At 60.2% G+C, this 19051-nt stretch carries 17 protein-coding genes; 9 read left to right on the top strand and 8 right to left on the bottom strand.

Features of this window, described 5'->3' with window-relative positions; translation table 11 throughout:
- The first annotated feature begins 152 nt into the window (after positions 1-152).
- Together FHC52_RS20025 and FHC52_RS20020 are read left to right on the top strand one after the other, a co-directional pair.
- Entirely contained in the window at positions 153-785 is a 633-nt protein-coding gene (locus FHC52_RS20025; protein ID WP_310572721.1) for a fimbria/pilus periplasmic chaperone, read from the top strand.
- Between the two features lie 9 nt (positions 786-794).
- Entirely contained in the window at positions 795-1082 is a 288-nt protein-coding gene (locus tag FHC52_RS20020) for a hypothetical protein (protein WP_021242358.1), read from the top strand.
- Positions 1083-1183: 101 nt separating this feature from the next.
- On the opposite strand, the gene lsrG is transcribed toward FHC52_RS20020, so the two are convergent.
- The 6 genes from lsrG to lsrA are packed head-to-tail and all read right to left on the bottom strand — an operon-like array spanning position 1184 to position 6869.
- Positions 1184-1477, bottom strand: coding sequence for a (4S)-4-hydroxy-5-phosphonooxypentane-2,3-dione isomerase (lsrG, locus tag FHC52_RS20015; RefSeq protein WP_008503162.1), 294 nt, complete (start codon positions 1475-1477; stop codon positions 1184-1186).
- Positions 1474-2361, bottom strand: coding sequence for a 3-hydroxy-5-phosphonooxypentane-2,4-dione thiolase (gene lsrF, locus FHC52_RS20010; RefSeq protein WP_106105412.1), 888 nt, complete (start codon positions 2359-2361; stop codon positions 1474-1476). The genes lsrG and lsrF overlap by 4 nt, the downstream gene beginning before the upstream one ends.
- Positions 2362-2372: 11 nt before the next feature.
- Positions 2373-3374 carry an autoinducer 2 ABC transporter substrate-binding protein LsrB gene (gene lsrB, locus FHC52_RS20005; RefSeq protein WP_025912529.1) on the bottom strand — a complete coding sequence of 334 codons (1002 nt, stop codon included), beginning with the start codon at positions 3372-3374 and terminating at the stop codon, positions 2373-2375.
- Between the two features lies 1 nt (position 3375).
- Positions 3376-4353, bottom strand: coding sequence for an autoinducer 2 ABC transporter permease LsrD (gene lsrD / locus FHC52_RS20000; protein ID WP_023294622.1), 978 nt, complete (start codon positions 4351-4353; stop codon positions 3376-3378).
- On the bottom strand, positions 4354-5385 hold the full coding sequence (gene lsrC / locus FHC52_RS19995; protein WP_126289378.1) for an autoinducer 2 ABC transporter permease LsrC: 1032 nt from the start codon (positions 5383-5385) through the stop codon (positions 4354-4356).
- Positions 5382-6869 carry an autoinducer 2 ABC transporter ATP-binding protein LsrA gene (gene lsrA, locus FHC52_RS19990; protein ID WP_220420221.1) on the bottom strand — a complete coding sequence of 496 codons (1488 nt, stop codon included), beginning with the start codon at positions 6867-6869 and terminating at the stop codon, positions 5382-5384. The genes lsrC and lsrA overlap by 4 nt, the downstream gene beginning before the upstream one ends.
- Positions 6870-7084: 215 nt before the next feature.
- Here lsrA and lsrR point away from each other — a divergent pair, with 215 nt between their 5' ends.
- The 3 genes from lsrR (at position 7085) to FHC52_RS19975 (ending at position 11876) form a co-directional block, all read left to right on the top strand.
- The gene (lsrR, locus tag FHC52_RS19985) at positions 7085-8056 is read left to right on the top strand and encodes a transcriptional regulator LsrR (RefSeq protein ID WP_008503156.1); all 972 of its coding nucleotides are present in this window, start codon (positions 7085-7087) and stop codon (positions 8054-8056) included.
- A 32-nt stretch (positions 8057-8088) separates the two neighbouring features.
- Positions 8089-9669, top strand: a complete 1581-nt coding sequence (lsrK, locus tag FHC52_RS19980) for an autoinducer-2 kinase (protein ID WP_023294625.1) — start codon at positions 8089-8091, stop codon at positions 9667-9669.
- 185 nt (positions 9670-9854) lie between these two features.
- Positions 9855-11876, top strand: a complete 2022-nt coding sequence (locus tag FHC52_RS19975; protein WP_126289380.1) for an NADPH-dependent 2,4-dienoyl-CoA reductase — start codon at positions 9855-9857, stop codon at positions 11874-11876.
- 90 nt (positions 11877-11966) lie between these two features.
- Here the strand turns inward: FHC52_RS19975 and rlmG are convergent, their stop codons facing one another.
- Entirely contained in the window at positions 11967-13103 is a 1137-nt protein-coding gene (gene rlmG / locus FHC52_RS19970; protein ID WP_126289382.1) for a 23S rRNA (guanine(1835)-N(2))-methyltransferase RlmG, read from the bottom strand.
- Between the two features lie 83 nt (positions 13104-13186).
- Between rlmG and FHC52_RS19965 the strand changes: the two genes are divergently transcribed.
- From FHC52_RS19965 to sstT, 4 genes are all read left to right on the top strand, one after another.
- Complete coding sequence (locus FHC52_RS19965) at positions 13187-13690, top strand: YgjP-like metallopeptidase domain-containing protein (protein ID WP_024906411.1); 504 nt, start codon at positions 13187-13189, stop codon at positions 13688-13690.
- Between the two features lie 70 nt (positions 13691-13760).
- A complete protein-coding gene (locus FHC52_RS19960; RefSeq protein WP_220420220.1) occupies positions 13761-14759 on the top strand; it encodes a Gfo/Idh/MocA family protein in 999 nt (332 codons plus the stop codon).
- 251 nt (positions 14760-15010) lie between these two features.
- A complete protein-coding gene (locus FHC52_RS19955) occupies positions 15011-15976 on the top strand; it encodes a TerC family protein (protein ID WP_021242367.1) in 966 nt (321 codons plus the stop codon).
- Between the two features lie 255 nt (positions 15977-16231).
- The gene (sstT, locus tag FHC52_RS19950; RefSeq protein ID WP_008503149.1) at positions 16232-17473 is read left to right on the top strand and encodes a serine/threonine transporter SstT; all 1242 of its coding nucleotides are present in this window, start codon (positions 16232-16234) and stop codon (positions 17471-17473) included.
- A gap of 86 nt (positions 17474-17559) precedes the next feature.
- On the opposite strand, the gene FHC52_RS19945 is transcribed toward sstT, so the two are convergent.
- Positions 17560-19047 carry a UxaA family hydrolase gene (locus tag FHC52_RS19945; protein WP_220420219.1) on the bottom strand — a complete coding sequence of 496 codons (1488 nt, stop codon included), beginning with the start codon at positions 19045-19047 and terminating at the stop codon, positions 17560-17562.
- Positions 19048-19051 lie beyond the last annotated feature (4 nt).

Raw genomic sequence — 19051 nt, 5'->3', positions numbered from 1 at the left:
ACTGCTGAATTCACTGTCGGCGAAGGTAAGTTGATGACTCATGATGAACCCTGTTCCATGGCTCCAGATGACAAACATGATCTCATATCAGGGACTTGTTCGCACCTTCCTTAGCACTCTTAACGTTCATCTCTTTTGCGCATGCAGGCGTCGTGATAGGGGGGACACGCTTCGTCTATCCTGAAAAACAGCACTCCATTACCGTTTCAGTGCGCAATAAATCCACGCTTCCCTGGCTGGTCAGCGCAAAAATTTATGCTGGCGGAAACTGGCCAGGGGCAACCTCTGCCCCCCAGGCGACCTCGGCGCTTGTTGCAACGCCCGCGCTTTTTGCACTACAGGGCGGACGCGAAAATAGCATCAGGATTTTTCGTGCCGATGAGGGTTTGCCTGCTGACCGTGAAACGCTTTTCACCCTCAGCATCTCAACCATTCCAGCCAGTAAGACCAGCAGCGACAACGTGCAAATGGCCGTACGTTCAAGCTTTAAAGTGTTCTATCGCCCTGAGGGATTAAACGGCAATCCAGAAAACGCGTATCGGGAAATCCTCTGGTCATATTCAGCAAACCAGCTCGTGGTGAAGAACCCGACCCCCTACTACGTGACGCTCTTCCAGACGCGTATTAACAACAAATCCATTGATAACGCGGGCATCATTGCCCCTTTTAGCCAGCGAACAATGGACGAGTGCCAGAAGGCGCCTCGCTGCGAAATACGCTGGCAAACCATAAACGACTATGGCCGGGTTATGCCGCCCGTGGTTAACATCCTTAATCTGAAATGAGTACCCATCATGTTTTTCATAAAGCACCCCTTCCTCGTTCTGACCGTTTTCGTCACACTGACCGCACCGGCGCTGAGCCAGGCCGCTGAGTTTACCGCTGAGCAGAAGACGGAAATCGGCAAAATCGCCGAGGATTACTTTACCGCCCATCCGGAAAAAATGGGTGAAGCGATATCTATCTACCTGGCTAATCATCCTGAGTTTCTGGTTGCCGCGAGCGAAAACCTACGCCAAAGCCAGCAAGCGGCCGCGCAAAAAATGAAAGAGATGCAGGACGCAGCCAAAAAAGCGCAGTAAAGCAAAATCAAAAGCCGGGCGGGCTACGCTCATCCGGCCTACAAAACCATTCCACCTTTTCCCCAAAAGCCCGGTAAGCGCAGCGCCACCGGGCAAGACCATTACTCCGGCAATAACCCGACAAAGCTGCGTTTTTTGCGCGGCTCCGACATCAGCTCCTCCAGCTTATCCACGCACGCGAGATAGTGCGGGGTTTGCTTATGCGCCAGCACCGCCTCTTCGTCTTTATAGGCTTCGTAGATAAAGAACCGGGTTTTCACCCTCGGGTCCTGCAATACGTCAAAACGCAGGTTCCCCGGCTCCTGGATTGCGCCCTCATGGTTGGCGCGAAACACCTCCAGAAACTCGTCCACCCGCTCGGGCTTAATGTTGATCTCTACCAGCGTCACGTTCATTTTGCTTCTCCCTGTTTCTCTTCCTGCCAGAACTGGAACGCATCACGGGCATTCCAGTTATCGTGCACCACTTTCTTCACCGCCTTCAGCATGGCGAGCGGCGCGCTGGACTGGAAGATGTTGCGCCCCATGTCCACGCCGGACGCGCCCTGGTCTATCGCGCGCCAGCACATCTCCAGCGCCTCGTGCTCCGGCAGCTTTTTGCCCCCCGCGATAACGATCGGCACCGGGCAGCTGGCGGTCACTTTTTCAAAACCCTGATCCACGTAGTAGGTTTTGACGAACTGCGCCCCCATTTCGGCGGCGATGCGGCTTGCCAGCGAGAAATACCGAGCGTCACGCGCCATCTCTTTCCCCACGCCCGTTACCGCCAGCGTCGGCATGCCGTAGCGCGCCCCTGCATCGACAAGCTTGATGATGTTGTTGATCGACTGATGTTCAAACTCGCTTCCGATGTACACCTGCGCCGCCACCGCGCAGACGTTCAGGCGCAGGGCATCTTCCATCGCCACCGCCACGCACTCGTTGGAAAGTTCGCCCAGAATCGAGTTACCGCCGGAGGCGCGCAGCACCACCGGTTTGTTCGTCGCGGCGGGCACCTGGCTCCTGAGGATGCCGCGGGTACACATCAGCACGTCGGTTTCGCCAAACAGCGGCGCGATAGAGAGGTCGATACGCTCAAGGCCGGTAGTCGGCCCCTGAAAGTAGCCGTGGTCAAAGGCCAGCATCACCGTACGGTTGCTCTGCGGATTGAAGATGCGCGCCAGCCGCGACTGCATGCCCCAGTCCAGCGAGCCGCAGCCCTTCAGGGTGAACGGCACATTTTGCTGCGGCGTGCCGATGCCAAAATCCTTGCCGTCTTTGATGTCGTCTAAATCAGCCATTTGCTCCCCCGTCAGAAATCGTATTTGCTGATGTTCTCTTTGGTGAACACCACGCGTTCCGGCAGCAGCACGATGCCGTTGCCCTTCGCCTCATACTGGTAGCCCTGCACGCTGTTCGGCTCGACCTTCAGCGTCCCGATATTTTTCACGTCCACGCTGTCGCCAACGTTAAGATCGCCTTTTTTCAGCAAACGATCGGCGACATTGACCGCAATTTTGCCCTGTTGCACCACGTCCCACAGGCCGAAGGCCTTCACCGTGCCGCGCTCAACGTACGGGCGCATCACGTTCGGCGTGCTGAACCCGACAATCGCCACCCCTTCCCGCTTCAGGTTTTCTGCCGCCTGCGCGGCAGCAGGAAGCGCGTTGGCGTCCGGGGCGATGACCGCATCCAGATCCGGATAGGCTTTTAAGATCCCTTCGGCGGTCTGCAACGATTTGGTGGCGTCGTTATAGCCAAACTGGGTGGTGACGATCTGCCACTGGGGATGGTCTTTCTCGATTTTGGCCTTCGCCTCTTTCACCCACTGGTTCTGATCGGTGACGGTCGGGCTGGAGTAGAAGAACGCCACTTTCGCGTTCGGTTTGGTGACCTGCTTGCCCGCCATCTCCACCAGCAGGCCGCCCAGCTGTTCCGGCGTCCCCTGATTGATGTAGATGCTGCGGCACTCCGGTTTGGTGTCGGAATCCCAGGTCAGGACCTTGACGCCGCGCTGCATCGCGCGCTTCAGCGCCGGACACAACCCATCCGGCGACACGGCGGAGACGATAATGGCGTTATAGCCCTGGTTGACGAAGTTATTGATGAGCTGCACCTGGCCGGAGACGCTCGGCTCGGTTGGGCCGTCGTAGGTCACGTCCACGCCAAGATCTTTCCCCGCCTCTTTCGCACCGTTGCCGCCGCTGGTGAAGAAGCCGACGCCCACCAGCTTCGGGATAAAGGCAATGCGGTCCGCCGCCTGCGCCGAAGCGAAGCTGAGGGCCATTGCCAGGACGAGCAGTTTTGTTTTCATCTTACGCTCCGGATAGTTTTCTAAAGAGAGATCGCACCCATTCGCGGTGCAGACTCAGCGAACGCCCCATCACCACCACAACCAGCAGCGCCCCCGACAGCGCGCTCGACACCTGGTTGGGGATGCCGACCATCTGTAAACCCTGTTGCAGGTACCCCACCAGCAGCGCCGCCAGCGCCGTACCGACAACCGAACCTGACCCGCCGTAGATATTGGCTCCGCCGAGCACGGCGGCGGTGAGCGCAGGCATTAATAGATCGCGCCCCAGATCCGAACGCGCGGAGCCGAAATAGGAGACCATCACCAGCGCGGCAATCGCCGAGGCCACGCCCACCAGGCCGTACAGCACGTAGGGCATGCCGTTCACCGGCAGCGCCGCATAGCGCGCCGCGCGCGGGTTCTGCCCAATAAGGAACAGATGACGGCCAAAGCGCCCGCGGTGGGTAATGAGCCAGAAGAAGACGGTGATTACCGCGAACAAGACCAATGGGATCGGCAGACCCAACACCGTGAGGTTAGCGAACGCCGTGAAGCTGTCCGGGAAGCCGCCGATGCCCTCGTAGCCCGTCGCGCCCGCCATGCCGGAGAGCAGCAGCGCGCCGCCGCCGTAGAGGTAGAGCGTGCCGAGGGTGATCACCAGAGGGCTGATGCCGGTGTAGTGGATCAGCGCCGCGTTTACCAGCCCGCACAGCAGACCCAGCAGCAGCGTCAGCGGAACGGCGACCGCCATCGGCCACCCCGCCTGCATCATGACGCCCAGCGCAATGGCGCACAGGCCGATGGTCGAGCCGAGGGAGATGTCGATCCCGCCGCTGATAATCACCAGCGTCAGCGGCAGCGCCACAATTCCGATGCAGATGAAGTCGCTGGTGCTGAACAGCAGCATGTTGACGTCGAGCATGCGCGGGTTGATGGCGCCAAAGAGCAGGATCTCCAGCACCAGCAAAATGAGCAGCGCGCTTTCCCAGTTAAGCCTCATTTACGCCACCTCTTTTTTACGTTTGGGAAAGGGGGTGACGTGCTTTCCCCCTCTGTTGCCCGGCTGGAAGCGGCCGTACTTCAGCGCCCGCTGGTGACGCGCCAGCGCCTGGCGCAGACGTCCGTCGAGCACCAGCACGCCCAGCAGCACCAGCCCGGCGATAAAGTCGTTCCACCACGCCGGGAGCCTGAACAACACCAGCACGGTATCGATTTGCGTCAGGAAGAAGGCGCCGAGCAGCGCGCCCACCAGCGTTCCCGTGCCGCCCAGCAGCGAAATGCCGCCGAGCACGCAGGCGGCGATGGCCTTCATCTCCAGCCCGCTGCCGGTCTGGTTCGGCACAAAGCCAATCTGCGCGGCAAAGACAATTCCGGCGCAGGCCGCCAGCATGCCGTTGAGGGTAAAGGCGATCATGCGGGTGCGATTCACCGCCACGCCGAGCTGGCGCGCGGCGGCGAGGTTATCCCCCACCGCGTAGAAATCACGCCCGAACGCGGTGCGCGACAGCGTCCACGCGCCGGTGACCACGAAAATCAACACCACCATGCCAAGGGGCGACACGCCGATGGCCGCAGGCTCAGAGAGGGATTTCAACCCCGGCGGCAGCCCCTCAATCCACTTCCCGCCGGTCCAGAGCAGCATCGCTCCACGGTACAGCCCCAGCGTGCCGAGGGTGGCGACGATCGCCGGGATGCGCAGCCCCACCACCAGCAACCCGTTGAACGCCCCGGCCAGCGCGCCAACCATGAGCGCGAAGAGAATGGAAACCGGCAGGCTGTAGCCGCTGTTGAGCGCCACGCCGACGGCGATGGCGGAGAGCCCGACCGTGGAGCCGACGGAGACATCGATATTGCGGGTCAGCATCACCAGCGCCGCGCCGATGGCCAGCAGGATCAGGATCTGCGAGCTGGCGAAAATCATCCCCAGCGTCTGCAAACTCAGGTACGACGGATTGAGCGCCACCAGCACGGCGAACAGCGCCAGAATGGCGAGAAACGCGCTCAGCTCGCGTTTTTTCAGTAAGATCTTCATGATTGCCCTCCAAACGCCAGCGCCATCATTCTGTCGAGGCTGACGGCATGGCGCGGCAGTTCGCCGCTGAGTACGCCCTGATGCATCACCAGCACGCGATCGGCAAGGCCGGGAAACTCATCGAGATCGCTTGAGATCATCAGCACCGCCACGTTCTGCGCCGCCACGCTTTTGATAAGCTGGTAGATATCGGCGCGCGCCGAGACGTCCACGCCGCGCGTCGGCTCGTCGACGATCAGCAATAACGGGTTGGCTTCCAGACAGCGTGCCAGCAGCACCTTCTGCTGGTTGCCGCCGGAGAGCGTGCGCACGGTTTGATCCGCATGGTTGAGCTTGATCCCCAGCGCCCGGTGATAGCGCTCCACCACCGCAGACTCCCGCTTGCGCTGCTGCCAGAGCGACGGCTCGTTCAGCGCCACGGTGTTCCAGCGGATCGGCGCGTCGAGGAACAGGCCGGACACCTGCCTGTCTTCCGGCAGGTAGACCAGGCCTTTGTCCAGACGTGAACTTACCGGTACGGCGGTGATGTCCTGGTTCTCCAGCCAGACGCGCCCCCCGCGCACAGGCCGCAGGCCATAGAGCGTTTCGGCAAACTCGGTGCGCCCGGAGCCTACCAACCCGGCCAGGCCGAAGATCTCCCCGGCGTAGATTTCAAGGCTGAGATCGATAAACCCTTCCCCGGTAAGATCCTCCACCCGGAGCACCGGAAAGTCCTGCGGCTGGGTGCGACGGTTGCCCGGTAGCGCCAGCCACAGCTTTTGCGTATCGCTGAGGGATTTCTCGCGGCTTACCGGCGTCATGGCGGCGATCAGGGCGTTATCGTCGAACTGCGCGGTTTCACCGCTGAGCACCACCGCGCCGTCGCGCATCACCGAGACGTGGCTCGACAGCATGCGAATTTCCGGCAGCTTATGCGAGATAAACACGATCCCGACGCCGAGCGCCTGCAGGGCGTGGATCTGACGAAACAGCCGTTCGGTTTCGCCCGGCGTGAGGGAGGCCGTGGGCTCGTCGAGGATCAGGATCCTGGCGTTGCGCATTAATCCGCGCAGGATCTCCACCATCTGCTGATCCGCCACTTCCAGGGTGCTGGCGGCGGCGTCGAGGTTCAGCCGGCACTGCAGCTGCTCAAGTTTCTCCGCCAGCCGCTTTTCCCGATCGCGTTCGCGCGGCAGGCGGAACAGGATGTTTTCCCGCACCGTCAGGTTGGGGAACAGCAGCGGCTCCTGCGGCACGAGGTAAATGCCGAGCCTGTGCGCCTGCACGGGCGTCAGCCGCGCATATGACTGCCCCTCGACGGAAACTTCACCCTCATCCGGCGTCTCGACTCCGGCGATGATCTTCATCAGCGTCGATTTTCCCGCGCCGTTCCCGCCCATCAGCGCGTGCACCTGGCCCGCAAGCAGCGTGAAATCAATGCCTTTTAGAACCGGCACGCCTGAGAACTGCTTGCTGATATTCCGCGCGTCGAGAAGTGGTATCATCATCGCTCCGCTATTGAACAAATGATTTTTAGATTTAATAATGTTCAAAAGCGTAGACGGTGAACTATATTTACAACCGTGCAGGGATCACAGTTTTATCGATTGGGATTCAGATAAACAAGAAACGATCGAAATGATCCGTTTTGTCGCGTGGCTCACACTTTCCCTCCGCGTCATCACGAACATATGATCTAAATTTTTATAAGAGTTCAACTATGAGCGATAAACGCACTGCGGAAGAAGGACGGTTTGCCGGGCTGGCGCTGGCGGAAGAGGAGCTGGTCGCGCGCGTGGCCTGGTGCTACTACCACGACGGGCTGACCCAGAACGATATCGGCGAGCGGCTCGGGCTGCCGCGATTAAAAATCTCCCGCCTGCTGGAGAAAGGCCGCCAGTCCGGGGTGATCCGCGTGCAGATTAACTCCCGGTACGAGGGCTGCCTGTCGCTGGAAACCGAGCTGCAGCAGCGCTTTGGCCTGAAGCTGGTGCGCGTGATGCCTGCCCTAAATACGCCGCCGATGAACGTGCGGTTAGGCATTGGCGCGGCGCAGTCGCTGATGGGCGTGCTGGAACCCGGCCAGCTGCTGGCGGTGGGGTTCGGTGAAACCACCATGAGCAGCCTGCAGCACCTGAGCGGCTTTATCAGCTCGCAGCAGATCCGCCTCGTGACGCTCTCCGGCGGCGTCGGGCCGTACATGACCGGTATCGGCCAGCTGGACGCGGCCTGCAGCGTCAGCATGATCCCCGCCCCGCTTCGCGTGTCTTCCGCCGAAGTGGCCGGGATCTTAAAACGCGAGACCAGCGTGCGGGACGTGATCCTCGCCGCCACCGCAGCCGACGTGGCGGTAGTTGGTATTGGTTCAGTAAACCAGCGCCGTGACGCCACGATCCTGCGCTCCGGCTATATCAGCGAAGGTGAACAGCTGATGTACGCCCGCAAAGGGGCGGTCGGCGACATTCTCGGCTATTTCCTCAATGCCGAAGGGGAGTGCGTTGAGGAGCTGGAGATCCACAAAGAATTACTCGGCGTCTCGCTTGATGAGCTGGCGCAGCTGCCCACCATCGTTGGCGTGGCCGGCGGGGAAGAGAAAGCCGATGCGATTTATGCCGCACTGAAGGGTCGCCGTATCAATGGCCTGGTGACGGAAGAGACGACAGCCCGCGCGGTGCTGGCTCTGGCCAAATAAGAGCCCGCCTGCGCTAACAGCGAGGCAAGCTCATGAGTTACCTTTTAGCGTTAGATGCAGGGACCGGCAGCGTTCGCGCCGTGATTTTCGATTTGCAGGGCAACCAGATTGCCGTCGGCCAGGCCGAGTGGAAACACCTGAGCGTGGAAAACGTGCCGGGGTCGATGGAGTTTGACCTCGAGACCAACTGGCAGCTGGCCTGCCGGTGTATTCATCAGGCGCTGACGCGCGCGAATCTGGGCGCGGCGGATATTCAGTCCGTCGCCTGCTGTTCGATGCGCGAAGGGATCGTGCTTTACGACCGTAACGGCGAGGCCATCTGGGCCTGCGCCAACGTCGACGCCCGCGCCAGCCGCGAGGTGGCCGAACTCAAAGAGATCCACGACAACCGTTTTGAATCCGAAGTGTATGACGTCTCCGGCCAGACGCTGGCGCTGAGCGCCATGCCGCGCCTGCTGTGGCTGGCGCACCACCGTCCGGATATTTACCGCAGGGCCGCGACTATCACCATGATCAGCGACTGGCTGGCGGCGAAGCTCTCCGGCGAGCTGGCGGTCGACCCGTCGAACGCGGGCACCACCGGCATGCTGGATCTCTTCTCCCGCGACTGGCGTCCGGCGCTTCTCGACATGGCCGGGCTGCGCGCCGATATCCTCTCCCCGGTGAAAGAGACCGGCACCGTACTGGGTGCTATAACCCGGGAGGCCGCGCAGCAGAGCGGCCTGCGCGAAGGCACGCCGGTAGTGATGGGCGGCGGCGACGTGCAGCTGGGCTGTCTGGGGCTGGGCGTGGTCCGCGCTGGACAAACGGCGGTGCTGGGCGGCACCTTCTGGCAGCAGGTGGTCAATCTGCCGCAGGTACGCACCGACCCCGACATGAACATCCGCGTGAATCCGCACGTCATCCCCGGCATGGTCCAGGCGGAGTCGATCAGCTTCTTTACCGGGCTGACCATGCGCTGGTTCCGCGACGCCTTCTGCGCGGAGGAAAAGCTGATTGCCGAGCGGATGGGGATGGACACCTATTCCCTGCTGGAAGAGATGGCCAGCCGGGTGCCGGCGGGCTCCCACGGGGTAATGCCGATCTTCTCCGACGCCATGCATTTCAAGCAGTGGTACCACGCCGCGCCGTCGTTTATTAACCTCTCCATCGACCCGGAAAAATGCAATAAAGCGACGCTGTTCCGCGCCCTGGAAGAGAACGCGGCGATTGTTTCGGCCTGCAACCTGGCGCAGATTTCACGCTTTTCCGGCGTGACGTTTGAGAGCCTGGTGTTTGCGGGCGGCGGGTCAAAAGGTGCCCTGTGGAGCCAGATTTTAAGCGACGTCACGGGCCTGCCGGTGCGCGTGCCGGAAGTGAAAGAAGCCACGGCGCTGGGCTGCGCGATTGCCGCGGGTACGGGCGCGGGGCTGTTTGCGGATATGGCCTCGACGGGCGAGCGGCTGGTGAAATGGAGCCGCGAGTTCACGCCAAACCCGGCGCACCGCGAGCTGTACGACGGCATGATGCAGAAATGGCAGGCGGTATACGCGGACCAGCTCGGGCTGGTGGACAGCGGACTGACCACGTCGATGTGGCAGGCGCCGGGGCTGGTGCGGGCAGCGGCGCCGTAAATAACGCCGGATGGCGCTACGCTTATCTGTCCTGGGGTTTTGTAGCCCCGGTAAGCGCAGCGCCACCGGGGAAGTTCTTTGAGATCTATCACAATCATTCGATCCCGCTTTTACCTTTCCGCTACCGCTGGCTAAATTAGTAACTCATCCGACCACATAACAATAATTTTACACTGGAAGAGACTATGAGCCGCTACCCGTCGTTATTCGCCCCTCTCGATCTGGGGTTCACCACACTCAAAAACCGCGTGTTGATGGGCTCGATGCACACCGGGCTCGAGGAGCATCCGGACGGGGCCGAGCGTCTGGCAGCTTTCTATGCCGAGCGCGCGCGCCACGGGGTGGCGCTGATTGTCACCGGCGGCGTGGCCCCTTCCCCTTCCGGCGTCGGCATGGAGGGCGGTGCGGTGCTGAACGATGCAGCACAGCTGCCGCATCACCGCATTGTGACCGACGCGGTACACAACGAGGGCGGTAAAATTGCCCTGCAAATTCTGCACACCGGACGCTACAGCTACCAGCCGAATCTGGTTGCGCCATCGGCCATTCAGGCGCCGATTAACCGCTTCACTCCCCATGCTCTGAGCCACGACGAGATCCTGGCGCTGATTGACGACTTCGCCCGCTGCGCCGCGCTGGCGCGTGAAGCGGGCTATGACGGCGTTGAGGTGATGGGCTCCGAAGGCTACCTGATTAACGAGTTCCTCGCCGCCCGCACCAACCAGCGCGACGACGAATGGGGCGGCGACTATGCCCGCCGGATGCGCTTTGCCGTGGAGGTGGTGCGCGCGGTACGTGAACGTGCGGGTGCGGACTTTATCATCATCTTCCGCCTGTCGATGCTCGACCTGGTGGAGGGCGGCGGGACGTTTGACGAAACCGTGCAGCTGGCGCAGGCGATAGAAGCCGCGGGCGCCACGATTATCAACACCGGCATCGGCTGGCACGAGGCGCGCATTCCCACTATTGCCACGCCGGTGCCGCGCGCGGCGTTCAGCTGGGTAACGCGCAGGCTGAAAGGAAAAGTCTCTGTTCCGCTGGTCACCACCAACCGCATTAACGATCCGCAGGTGGCGGACGATGTGATTTCGCGCGGCGATGCCGACATGGTGTCGATGGCGCGGCCGTTCCTGGCCGATGCCGAGCTGCTGTCGAAAGCGCAAAGCGGACGCGCGGATGAGATCAACACCTGCATCGGCTGTAATCAGGCCTGTCTGGATCAGATCTTCGTCGGGAAGGTCACCTCCTGCCTGGTTAACCCCCGCGCCTGCCATGAAACCAAAATGCCGGTGATCCCGGCGACAGCGAAAAAACGCCTGGCGGTTGTCGGCGCAGGACCTGCGGGCCTGGCGTTTGCGGTCAATGCCGCCTCGCGCGGGCACGGCGTGACGCTGTTTGATGCGCTGGGAGAGATTGGCGGGCAGTTTAATATCGCCAAACAGATCCCCGGCAAAGAGGAGTTCTACGAAACGCTGCGCTACTACCGCCGGATGATCGAGCTGACGGGCGTCGAGCTGCGGCTTAACCAGTTTGTCCACGCGGCGGATCTGACTGATTTCGATGAGGTGATCCTGGCGAGCGGGATCGTACCGCGCACGCCTGCGATCCAGGGTATCGATCATCCAAAAGTGCTGAGCTATCTCGACGTGCTGCGTGACAAAGCGCCGGTTGGCGAGAAGGTGGCGATTATCGGCTGCGGCGGGATCGGTTTTGACACCGCGATGTATTTAAGCCAGCCGGGCGAAGCCACCAGCCAGAACATTGCCGAATTCTGCGTGGAATGGGGTATCGACACCAGCCTCAGCCAGTCCGGCGGCCTGCGACCCGAAGGGCCACAGCTGCCGAAAAGCCCGCGCCAGATCGTGATGCTGCAGCGTAAAGCCAGCAAACCGGGCGAAGGGCTGGGGAAAACCACCGGCTGGATCCACCGCGCCACCCTGCTCTCGCGCGGGGTGAAGATGATCCCGGCGGTGAGCTACCAGAAGATCGACGACGACGGGCTGCACGTCACGATCGGCGGCGAGCCGCAGCTGCTGCGCGTGGATCATGTGATTTTGTGTGCCGGGCAGGAGCCGAAGCGGGATCTGGCGGATCCGCTGCGCGAGGCCGGTAAAACGGTGCATCTGATTGGCGGGTGCGACGTGGCGATGGAGCTGGATGCGCGGCGGGCAATTGCGCAGGGGACGAAGTTAGCTCTGGCGATCTAGGGCATTGCCGGGCGGCGCTGCGCTTGCACGGCCTACGGGTCCGAGGCCATTGTAGGCCCGGTAAGCGAAGCGCCACCGGGCAAAACAATCTTAACGACGACGTCCCAGCTTCACCGACTTCAGCACCACAAACTTATTGTTCGTCGCAATGGTGACGCAGTTACCGAAAATCTTCTTCAGCTTGTGGAAGTAGTCCAGGTGGCGATTCGCCACGATGTACAGCTCGCCGTTGATTTTCAGGCAGCGGCGCGCGTGGTGGAACATCTCCCACGCGACGTTATCCGTCAGGGCGTGCTTCTGGTGGAACGGCGGGTTGCAGAACACGGCGTTGAAGCGGAACGGCTCTACCCCCGACAGCGCGTTGTTGATCATAAACTCGCAGCGGTTCAGCGCGTCCGGCAGGTTGGTTTCTACGTTCAGACGGCTGGAGGCCACCGCCATCGGCGACTCGTCGCTGAACACCACGCTGGCTTCCGGGTTCTTCGCCAGCAGCGTCAGGCCAATCACGCCGTTGCCGCAGCCAAGATCGACAATCTCACCTTCCAGATTTTCCGGCAAATGTTCCATAAAGAAGCGCGCGCCGATATCCAGACCGGTGCGGGAGAAGACGTTCGCGTGGTTATGGATGGTCCAGTCGGTCCCTTCCAGCGTCCAGCTCAGCGTTTCTGGCGCGTCGGCCAGCTCAGGGGCGGCGAACGTACAGTTGATCAGGCGCGCTTTTTTCCAGGCCAGCGTGGTGGTGGTCGGGCCAAGGACTTTCTCGAACAGCTCCAGCGTCGAAGTATGAATATCGCGCGCTTTGGCACCCGCGATGATGCGGGTTTCTGGCGTGACGACCTTACGCAACGCGCGCAGCTGCTGCTCCAGCAGCGCCATGGTTTTTGGCACTTTGATCAGCACCACGCCCGGCGCCTGCGGGTAGTCTGCGGTGCTGTCGAGGAACTTCACGCTGGACTCTTCGATGTCGTTATGGCGAAGGTTTTCACGCGTCGCCAGCTCGCTCAGGTAGGAGTCGCCGATACTGTACGGCGTGTGTTCCGCCAGCGCACAGCCCAGGGCGCCAAACGCGTCATTCAGGATCAAAACCGGGCCGCGGATTTTAGTGTCATCCAACTGCTGCAGCAGATATTCATCCGCCGCTTCCCACGCCTGAAGCGGGTTAACGTCGTCCGTCTCCGGGAAACGTTTAAGGTTGAGTGAACGGAAACCGTTGTCTAAGTGGCTCATCGGCCCTCCTGAATGGTAAAATTTGGCGTATCCCTGAAAAGGGTGCGTGAGTATACCCGTTTTATTGTCGATTTGGGGCGTTGATGAACCAACTTACTTATCTCCAGGGCTACCCGGAGCATTTACTGACTCAGGTTCGCAGCCTGATTGCCGAGCAGAAGCTGGGCGCGGTGCTGGAAAAACGCTACCCCGGCACCCACGATTTCGCGACCGATAAGGCCCTCTGGCAGTATACGCAGGATCTGAAAAACCGGTATCTGAAGAGCGCCCCGCCGATCAACAAGGTGATGTACGACAATAAGATCCACGTGCTGAAAAACGCGCTCGGCCTGCACACCGCCGTCTCTCGCGTGCAGGGCGGTAAGCTGAAGGCGAAGGCCGAAATCCGCGTCGCGACGGTTTTCCGCAACGCGCCGGAAGCCTTTCTGCGGATGATCGTCGTCCATGAGCTGGCACACCTGAAAGAGAAAGAGCACGACAAAGCGTTCTATTCCCTGTGCTGCCACATGGAGCCGCAGTACCACCAGTTGGAGTTTGATACCCGTCTGTGGCTTACGCATTTATCGTTAAAAGGTAATGCGGAATAGCGCACGCGAATTGTCATGATGACGTGCTACAGTGGCTAAAGGTTCCCCGCTACGGAGTACGTAAACGTTTATGATACGTTTCGCAGTCATTGGAACGAACTGGATCACGCGCCAGTTCGTCGACGCCGCCCACGAAACCGGCAAACTGAAACTTACCGCAGTCTATTCCCGCAGCCTTGAGCAGGCGCAGAGTTTTGCCAACGATTACCTCGTCGAGCATCTCTTCACCTCGCTTGATGAGATGGCGCAAAGCGACGCCATTGACGCGGTCTATATCGCCAGCCCGAACTCCCTGCACTTCCCGCAAACGAAGCTGTTCCTCAGCCATAAAAAGCATGTGATTTGCGAGAAGCCGCTGGCGTCGAACATCGATGAAGTCGAAGCCGCCATTGCGTTTGCCCGCGAAAACCAGGTGGTGCTGTTCGAAGCCTTCAAAACCGCCAGCCTGCCGAACTTCCTGCTGCTGCAGCAGTCCCTGCCGAAGGTGGGCAAAGTGCGCAAAGCGTTTATCAACTACTGCCAGTACTCGTCGCGCTACCAGCGCTATCTCGACGGCGAGAACCCGAACACCTTTAATCCGGCCTTCTCTAACGGCTCGATTATGGATATCGGTTTCTATTGCCTGGCCTCTGCCGTGGCCCTGTGGGGCGAGCCGCACGGCGTCACGGCCACCGCCAGCCTGCTGGAGAGTGGCGTGGATGCGCACGGTGTCGCGGTGCTGGATTACGGTGATTTCAGCGTGACGCTGCAGCACTCCAAGGTGAGCGACTCTGTCCTGCCGAGCGAAATTCAGGGCGAAGCGGGCTCGCTGGTCATCGAGAAGATCTCCGAGTGCCAGAAGGTGAGCTTTGTGCCGCGCGGCGGCAAAGCTCAGGAGCTGACGCAGCCTCAGCATATTAACACTATGCTCTATGAGGCAGAGGTCTTCGCCCGTCTGGTGGAAGACAACGAAGTGAATCACCCAGGCCTTGCGGTGAGCCGCACCACGGCGAAGCTGCAAACGGAGATCCGCCGTCAGACCGGCGTGGTATTCCCGGCAGACGGCGTGAGCGCGGAAGTTATCGCGTAAAGCTGTGTAATGAAACGGCGCAGACCATTGACGAAACCGATGGTCTGACATATTTTGTTACCTGCAAAGGGGAGTAACTTCTTCGCCGGTGGATCGTCATTACGATGCGTGCAATACCGCATCCGGTCGCCGGGCAACCCTCGTGGTTGTAAGTGAGACCTTGCCGGAAGGCGAGGTCTATGCATAAAAAGCTAACGGCTATCGTCTTCTGACCATGGCCGTTTTTGTTTTTTATGTGTAAGGAAAATAGTATGCATTCTGTCGGCACTCCAATGTTGTGGGGCGGATTCGCGGTTGTCGTGCTCATCATGCTGGCGATCGACCTCTTTTTGCAGGGCCGTCGCGGCGCGCACGGCATGACCATGAAACAGGCCGCCGCCTGGTCGCTGGTCTGGGTTACTCTCTCCCTGCTCTTCTGCGCCGCCTTCTGGTGGTATCTGGCCTCGACCGAAGGCCGCGCGGTGGCCGATCCTCAGGCGCTCGCCTTCCTCACCGGCTATCTGATTGAAAAAGCCCTGGCGGTTGATAACGTCTTCGTCTGGCTGATGCTGTTCAGCTACTTCGCCGTGCCTGCGGCTCTGCAGCGTCGCGTACTGGTGTACGGCGTGCTGGGTGCAATTATCCTGCGTACCATCATGATCTTCGCTGGCAGCTGGCTGATTACCCAGTTCGAGTGGCTGCTGTACGTCTTCGGCGCGTTCCTGCTGTTCACCGGGGTCAAAATGGCGCTGGCGAAAGAGGACGGCTCCGCGATTGGCGATCGCCCGCTGGTGAAGTGGATCCGCGGCCATCTGCGCATGACCGACAAGATCGAGAGCGAGCACTTCTTCGTGCGCAAGAACGGCCTGCTGTTTGCCACCCCGCTGCTGCTGGTGCTGATTCTGGTTGAGCTGAGCGACGTGATTTTCGCCGTGGACAGCATTCCGGCCATTTTCGCGGTGACCACCGACCCGTTCATCGTCCTGACCTCTAACCTGTTCGCCATCCTCGGCCTGCGCGCGATGTACTTCCTGCTGGCGGGCGCGGCGGAGCGCTTCTCCATGCTAAAGTACGGCCTGTCGGTGATCCTGGTGTTTATCGGTATCAAGATGCTGATCGTCGATTTCTACCATATTCCGATCGCCATTTCGCTCGGCGTGGTGTTTGGCATTCTGATCGTGACGCTGATTATCAATACCTGGGTTAACCGCCAGCACGATAAGAAGCAGCAGGCTTAATGCGTTTTGCCCGGTGGCGCTGCGCTTACCGGGCCTACAACGTCACCCCGTAGGCCGGGTAAGCACAGCGCCACCCGGCACCTTCGTTAATCAATAGTTAAAAAACATGACGCAACACGTAAAATCCAGCATTTTACGCTTCCCTCCTTTCGCGCATTCCCTATACTCGACCAGGCAAACATTTACTTACATCCGGACATAAATGTGACTAAGAGCACATTCGGAATGGAACGCAATTTCACTCAGGAATAATGTATGAGCACACAATCGACGGGTCTTTTTGCGCGCCTGGCGCAGGGAAGTCTGGTTAAACAAATTCTGGTAGGACTGGTGCTGGGTATTCTGCTGGCCATGGTGTCAAAACCTGCTGCGGAGGCCACGGGGCTGCTCGGGACGCTGTTTGTGGGCGCCCTGAAAGCCGTCGCGCCGGTACTGGTTCTGATGCTGGTCATGGCATCGATTGCCAACCACCAGCACGGACAAAAAACCAACATTCGCCCTATTCTGTTCCTGTATCTTCTGGGAACCTTCTCTGCAGCCTTAACGGCCGTGGTGTTTAGCTTCCTGTTCCCGTCCACGCTGCACCTGACCAGCGCGGCCGGTGATATCACGCCGCCGTCCGGGATTGTGGAAGTCCTTCGCGGTCTGCTGATGAGCATGGTCTCTAACCCCATCACCGCGCTGATGAGCGGAAACTACATTGGCATCCTGGTCTGGGCGATTGGTCTGGGCTTCGCGCTGCGTCACGGCAACGAGACCACGAAAAACCTGGTCAACGATTTGTCCAACGCTGTCACCTTTATGGTGAAGCTGGTGATTCGCTTTGCGCCAATCGGTATTTTCGGCCTGGTCTCCTCCACGCTGGCAACCACCGGTTTTGACGCGCTGTGGGGCTACGCGCAACTGCTGGTTGTGCTGGTCGGCTGTATGCTGCTGGTGGCGCTGGTGATCAACCCGCTGCTGGTGTTCTGGCAGATCCGCCGCAATCCGTATCCGCTGGTGCTGACCTGCCTGCGCGAGAGCGGCGTGTATGCCTTCTTCACCCGCAGCTCTGCGGCGAACATACCGGTGAACATGGCGCTGGCGGAGAAGCTGAACCTGGATCGCGATACCTATTCCGTGTCGATCCCACTGGGTGCGACCGTGAACATGGCGGGTGCGGCGATTACGATCACTGTACTGACCCTGGCGGCGGTGCATACGCTGGGTATTCCGGTGGATCTACCAACCGCGCTGCTGCTGAGCGTAGTGGCATCGCTGTGCGCCTGCGGCGCATCCGGCGTGGCGGGCGGTTCGCTGCTGCTGATCCCGCTGGCGTGTAATATGTTCGGTATCCCGAACGAAATCGCCATGCAGGTGGTTGCCGTCGGCTTTATCATCGGCGTGCTGCAGGACTCCTGCGAAACCGCGCTGAACTCCTCTACCGACGTGCTGTTTACCGCGGCGGCCTGTCAGGCGGAAGACGCGCGTTTAGCGAAGAACGCCCTCCGCAGTTAAAAAGAAAAGCCCGGTGGCGGCTACGCCTTACCGGGCCTACAGGGTTTAGTAGGTCGGGTAAGCGCTAGCGCCACCCGACAAAGTACTTATAGCGTCACACCGCTCTTAAAGATTGCCAGCTCGCGGAAATCGTTCTTCTCGTTGCAGGTCTGCTTGCCGTTGGCAAATTCCACAATTGCATCCACGAATTCCGTCAGCAGCTGCGGCATCGCCTTGCCGTGGATAAGCTGCCCGGCATCAAAGTCAATCCAGTGTTTTTTCTTCGCCGCCAGCTCGCTGTTGGTGGCGATTTTCACCGTCGGCACAAAACCGCCGTACGGCGTGCCGCGACCGGTGCTGAACAGCACCATATGGCAGCCGGCTCCCGCCAGCGCGCTGGTGGCGACCGCATCGTTACCGGGCGCGCTCAGCAGGTTCAGACCGTGCGTTTTCAGGCGCTCGCCGTAGCGCAGAACGTCAACCACCTGGCTCGCGCCCGCTTTCTGGGTGCAGCCGAGGGATTTCTCTTCCAGCGTGGTGATCCCCCCCGCTTTGTTACCCGGCGACGGGTTCTCATAAATAGGCTGATTGTGGGCAATGAAGTACTGCTTAAAGTCGTTCACCATGGTGACGGTTTTTTCAAACGTCTCCTCGTCGCGGCAGTGGCTCATCAGAATACGTTCCGCACCGAACATCTCCGGCACCTCGGTCAACACCGTCGTGCCGCCGTTGGCGATCACATAGTCCGAGAAGCGCCCCAGCATCGGGTTGGCGGTGATACCGGACAGGCCATCAGACCCGCCGCACTCCAGACCAAACTTCAGCTCGCTCAGCTTGCCCGGCTCGCGCTTGTCGTGGCGCATCACCTCATACAGCTGATGAAGCTGTTCGACGCCCGCTTCCACTTCGTCGTCCTGATGCTGGCACACCATAAAGTGCACGCGCTCAGGGTCAAACTCACCGAGCGTCTCGCGGAAGGCGTCCACCTGATTGTTCTCGCAGCCCAGGCCAATCACCAGCACCGCGCCCGCGTTCGGGTGGCGCACCATGTTTTGCAGCATGGTTCGGGTATTGATGTGGTCGTCACCCAGCTGGGAGCAGCCGTAGGTGTGGCTGAACAGATGCACGCCGTCAGTGCCTTCGGCATCGTTGGTCTCTTTCAGGAAGCGCGTCTGGATCTGACGCGCAATCCCGTTCACGCAGCCGACGGTCGGGAGGATCCACAGCTCGTTGCGGATCCCCACGTCGCCGTTTGCGCGGCGGTAGATCTGCACCTCACGATCCGCCCCCTGCTCTTGTGCCGCAGGTAAATCAGGTTGATAGCTGTACTCGTCCAGATCGCTCAGATTTGTGCGGGCGTTGTGGGAATGGATGTATTCACCCGGCGCGATATCCGCCAGCGCGTGACCGATGGGCAGACCGTACTTCACCACGTTCTCCCCTTTGGCAATCGGGATCAGGGCAAACTTGTGTCCACGTCCAACGGACTGGCGTAACGTCACCGACTGGTTGTCGAAGGTGACTTCCGTCCCTTCGGTTAAATCTGCCAGCGCGACGGCCACGTTATCCAGCGAATGGATTTTGATGTATTGCATATCA

The organism is Enterobacter sp. EC_64, from assembly GCF_019584165.1.
In the GTDB taxonomy this organism is placed as follows: Bacteria; Pseudomonadota; Gammaproteobacteria; order Enterobacterales; family Enterobacteriaceae; genus Enterobacter; species Enterobacter roggenkampii.
Note: the sequence above shows the minus strand (reverse complement) of the source record. Positions and strands in the feature narration are given on the sequence as shown.

Bases quoted from the DNA above. Each gene is read 5' to 3' on its own strand.
- FHC52_RS20020 (WP_021242358.1), top strand. From the start codon at position 795: ATGTTTTTCATAAAGCACCCCTTCCTCGTTCTGACCGTTTTCGTCACA.
- lsrG (WP_008503162.1), bottom strand. From the start codon at position 1,477: ATGAACGTGACGCTGGTAGAGATCAACATTAAGCCCGAGCGGGTGGAC.
- lsrF (WP_106105412.1), bottom strand. From the start codon at position 2,361: ATGGCTGATTTAGACGACATCAAAGACGGCAAGGATTTTGGCATCGGC.
- lsrB (WP_025912529.1), bottom strand. From the start codon at position 3,374: ATGAAAACAAAACTGCTCGTCCTGGCAATGGCCCTCAGCTTCGCTTCG.
- lsrD (WP_023294622.1), bottom strand. From the start codon at position 4,353: ATGAGGCTTAACTGGGAAAGCGCGCTGCTCATTTTGCTGGTGCTGGAG.
- lsrC (WP_126289378.1), bottom strand. From the start codon at position 5,385: ATGAAGATCTTACTGAAAAAACGCGAGCTGAGCGCGTTTCTCGCCATT.
- lsrA (WP_220420221.1), bottom strand. From the start codon at position 6,869: ATGATACCACTTCTCGACGCGCGGAATATCAGCAAGCAGTTCTCAGGC.
- lsrR (WP_008503156.1), top strand. From the start codon at position 7,085: ATGAGCGATAAACGCACTGCGGAAGAAGGACGGTTTGCCGGGCTGGCG.
- lsrK (WP_023294625.1), top strand. From the start codon at position 8,089: ATGAGTTACCTTTTAGCGTTAGATGCAGGGACCGGCAGCGTTCGCGCC.
- FHC52_RS19975 (WP_126289380.1), top strand. From the start codon at position 9,855: ATGAGCCGCTACCCGTCGTTATTCGCCCCTCTCGATCTGGGGTTCACC.
- rlmG (WP_126289382.1), bottom strand. From the start codon at position 13,103: ATGAGCCACTTAGACAACGGTTTCCGTTCACTCAACCTTAAACGTTTC.
- FHC52_RS19965 (WP_024906411.1), top strand. From the start codon at position 13,187: ATGAACCAACTTACTTATCTCCAGGGCTACCCGGAGCATTTACTGACT.
- FHC52_RS19960 (WP_220420220.1), top strand. From the start codon at position 13,761: ATGATACGTTTCGCAGTCATTGGAACGAACTGGATCACGCGCCAGTTC.
- FHC52_RS19955 (WP_021242367.1), top strand. From the start codon at position 15,011: ATGCATTCTGTCGGCACTCCAATGTTGTGGGGCGGATTCGCGGTTGTC.
- sstT (WP_008503149.1), top strand. From the start codon at position 16,232: ATGAGCACACAATCGACGGGTCTTTTTGCGCGCCTGGCGCAGGGAAGT.
- FHC52_RS19945 (WP_220420219.1), bottom strand. From the start codon at position 19,047: ATGCAATACATCAAAATCCATTCGCTGGATAACGTGGCCGTCGCGCTG.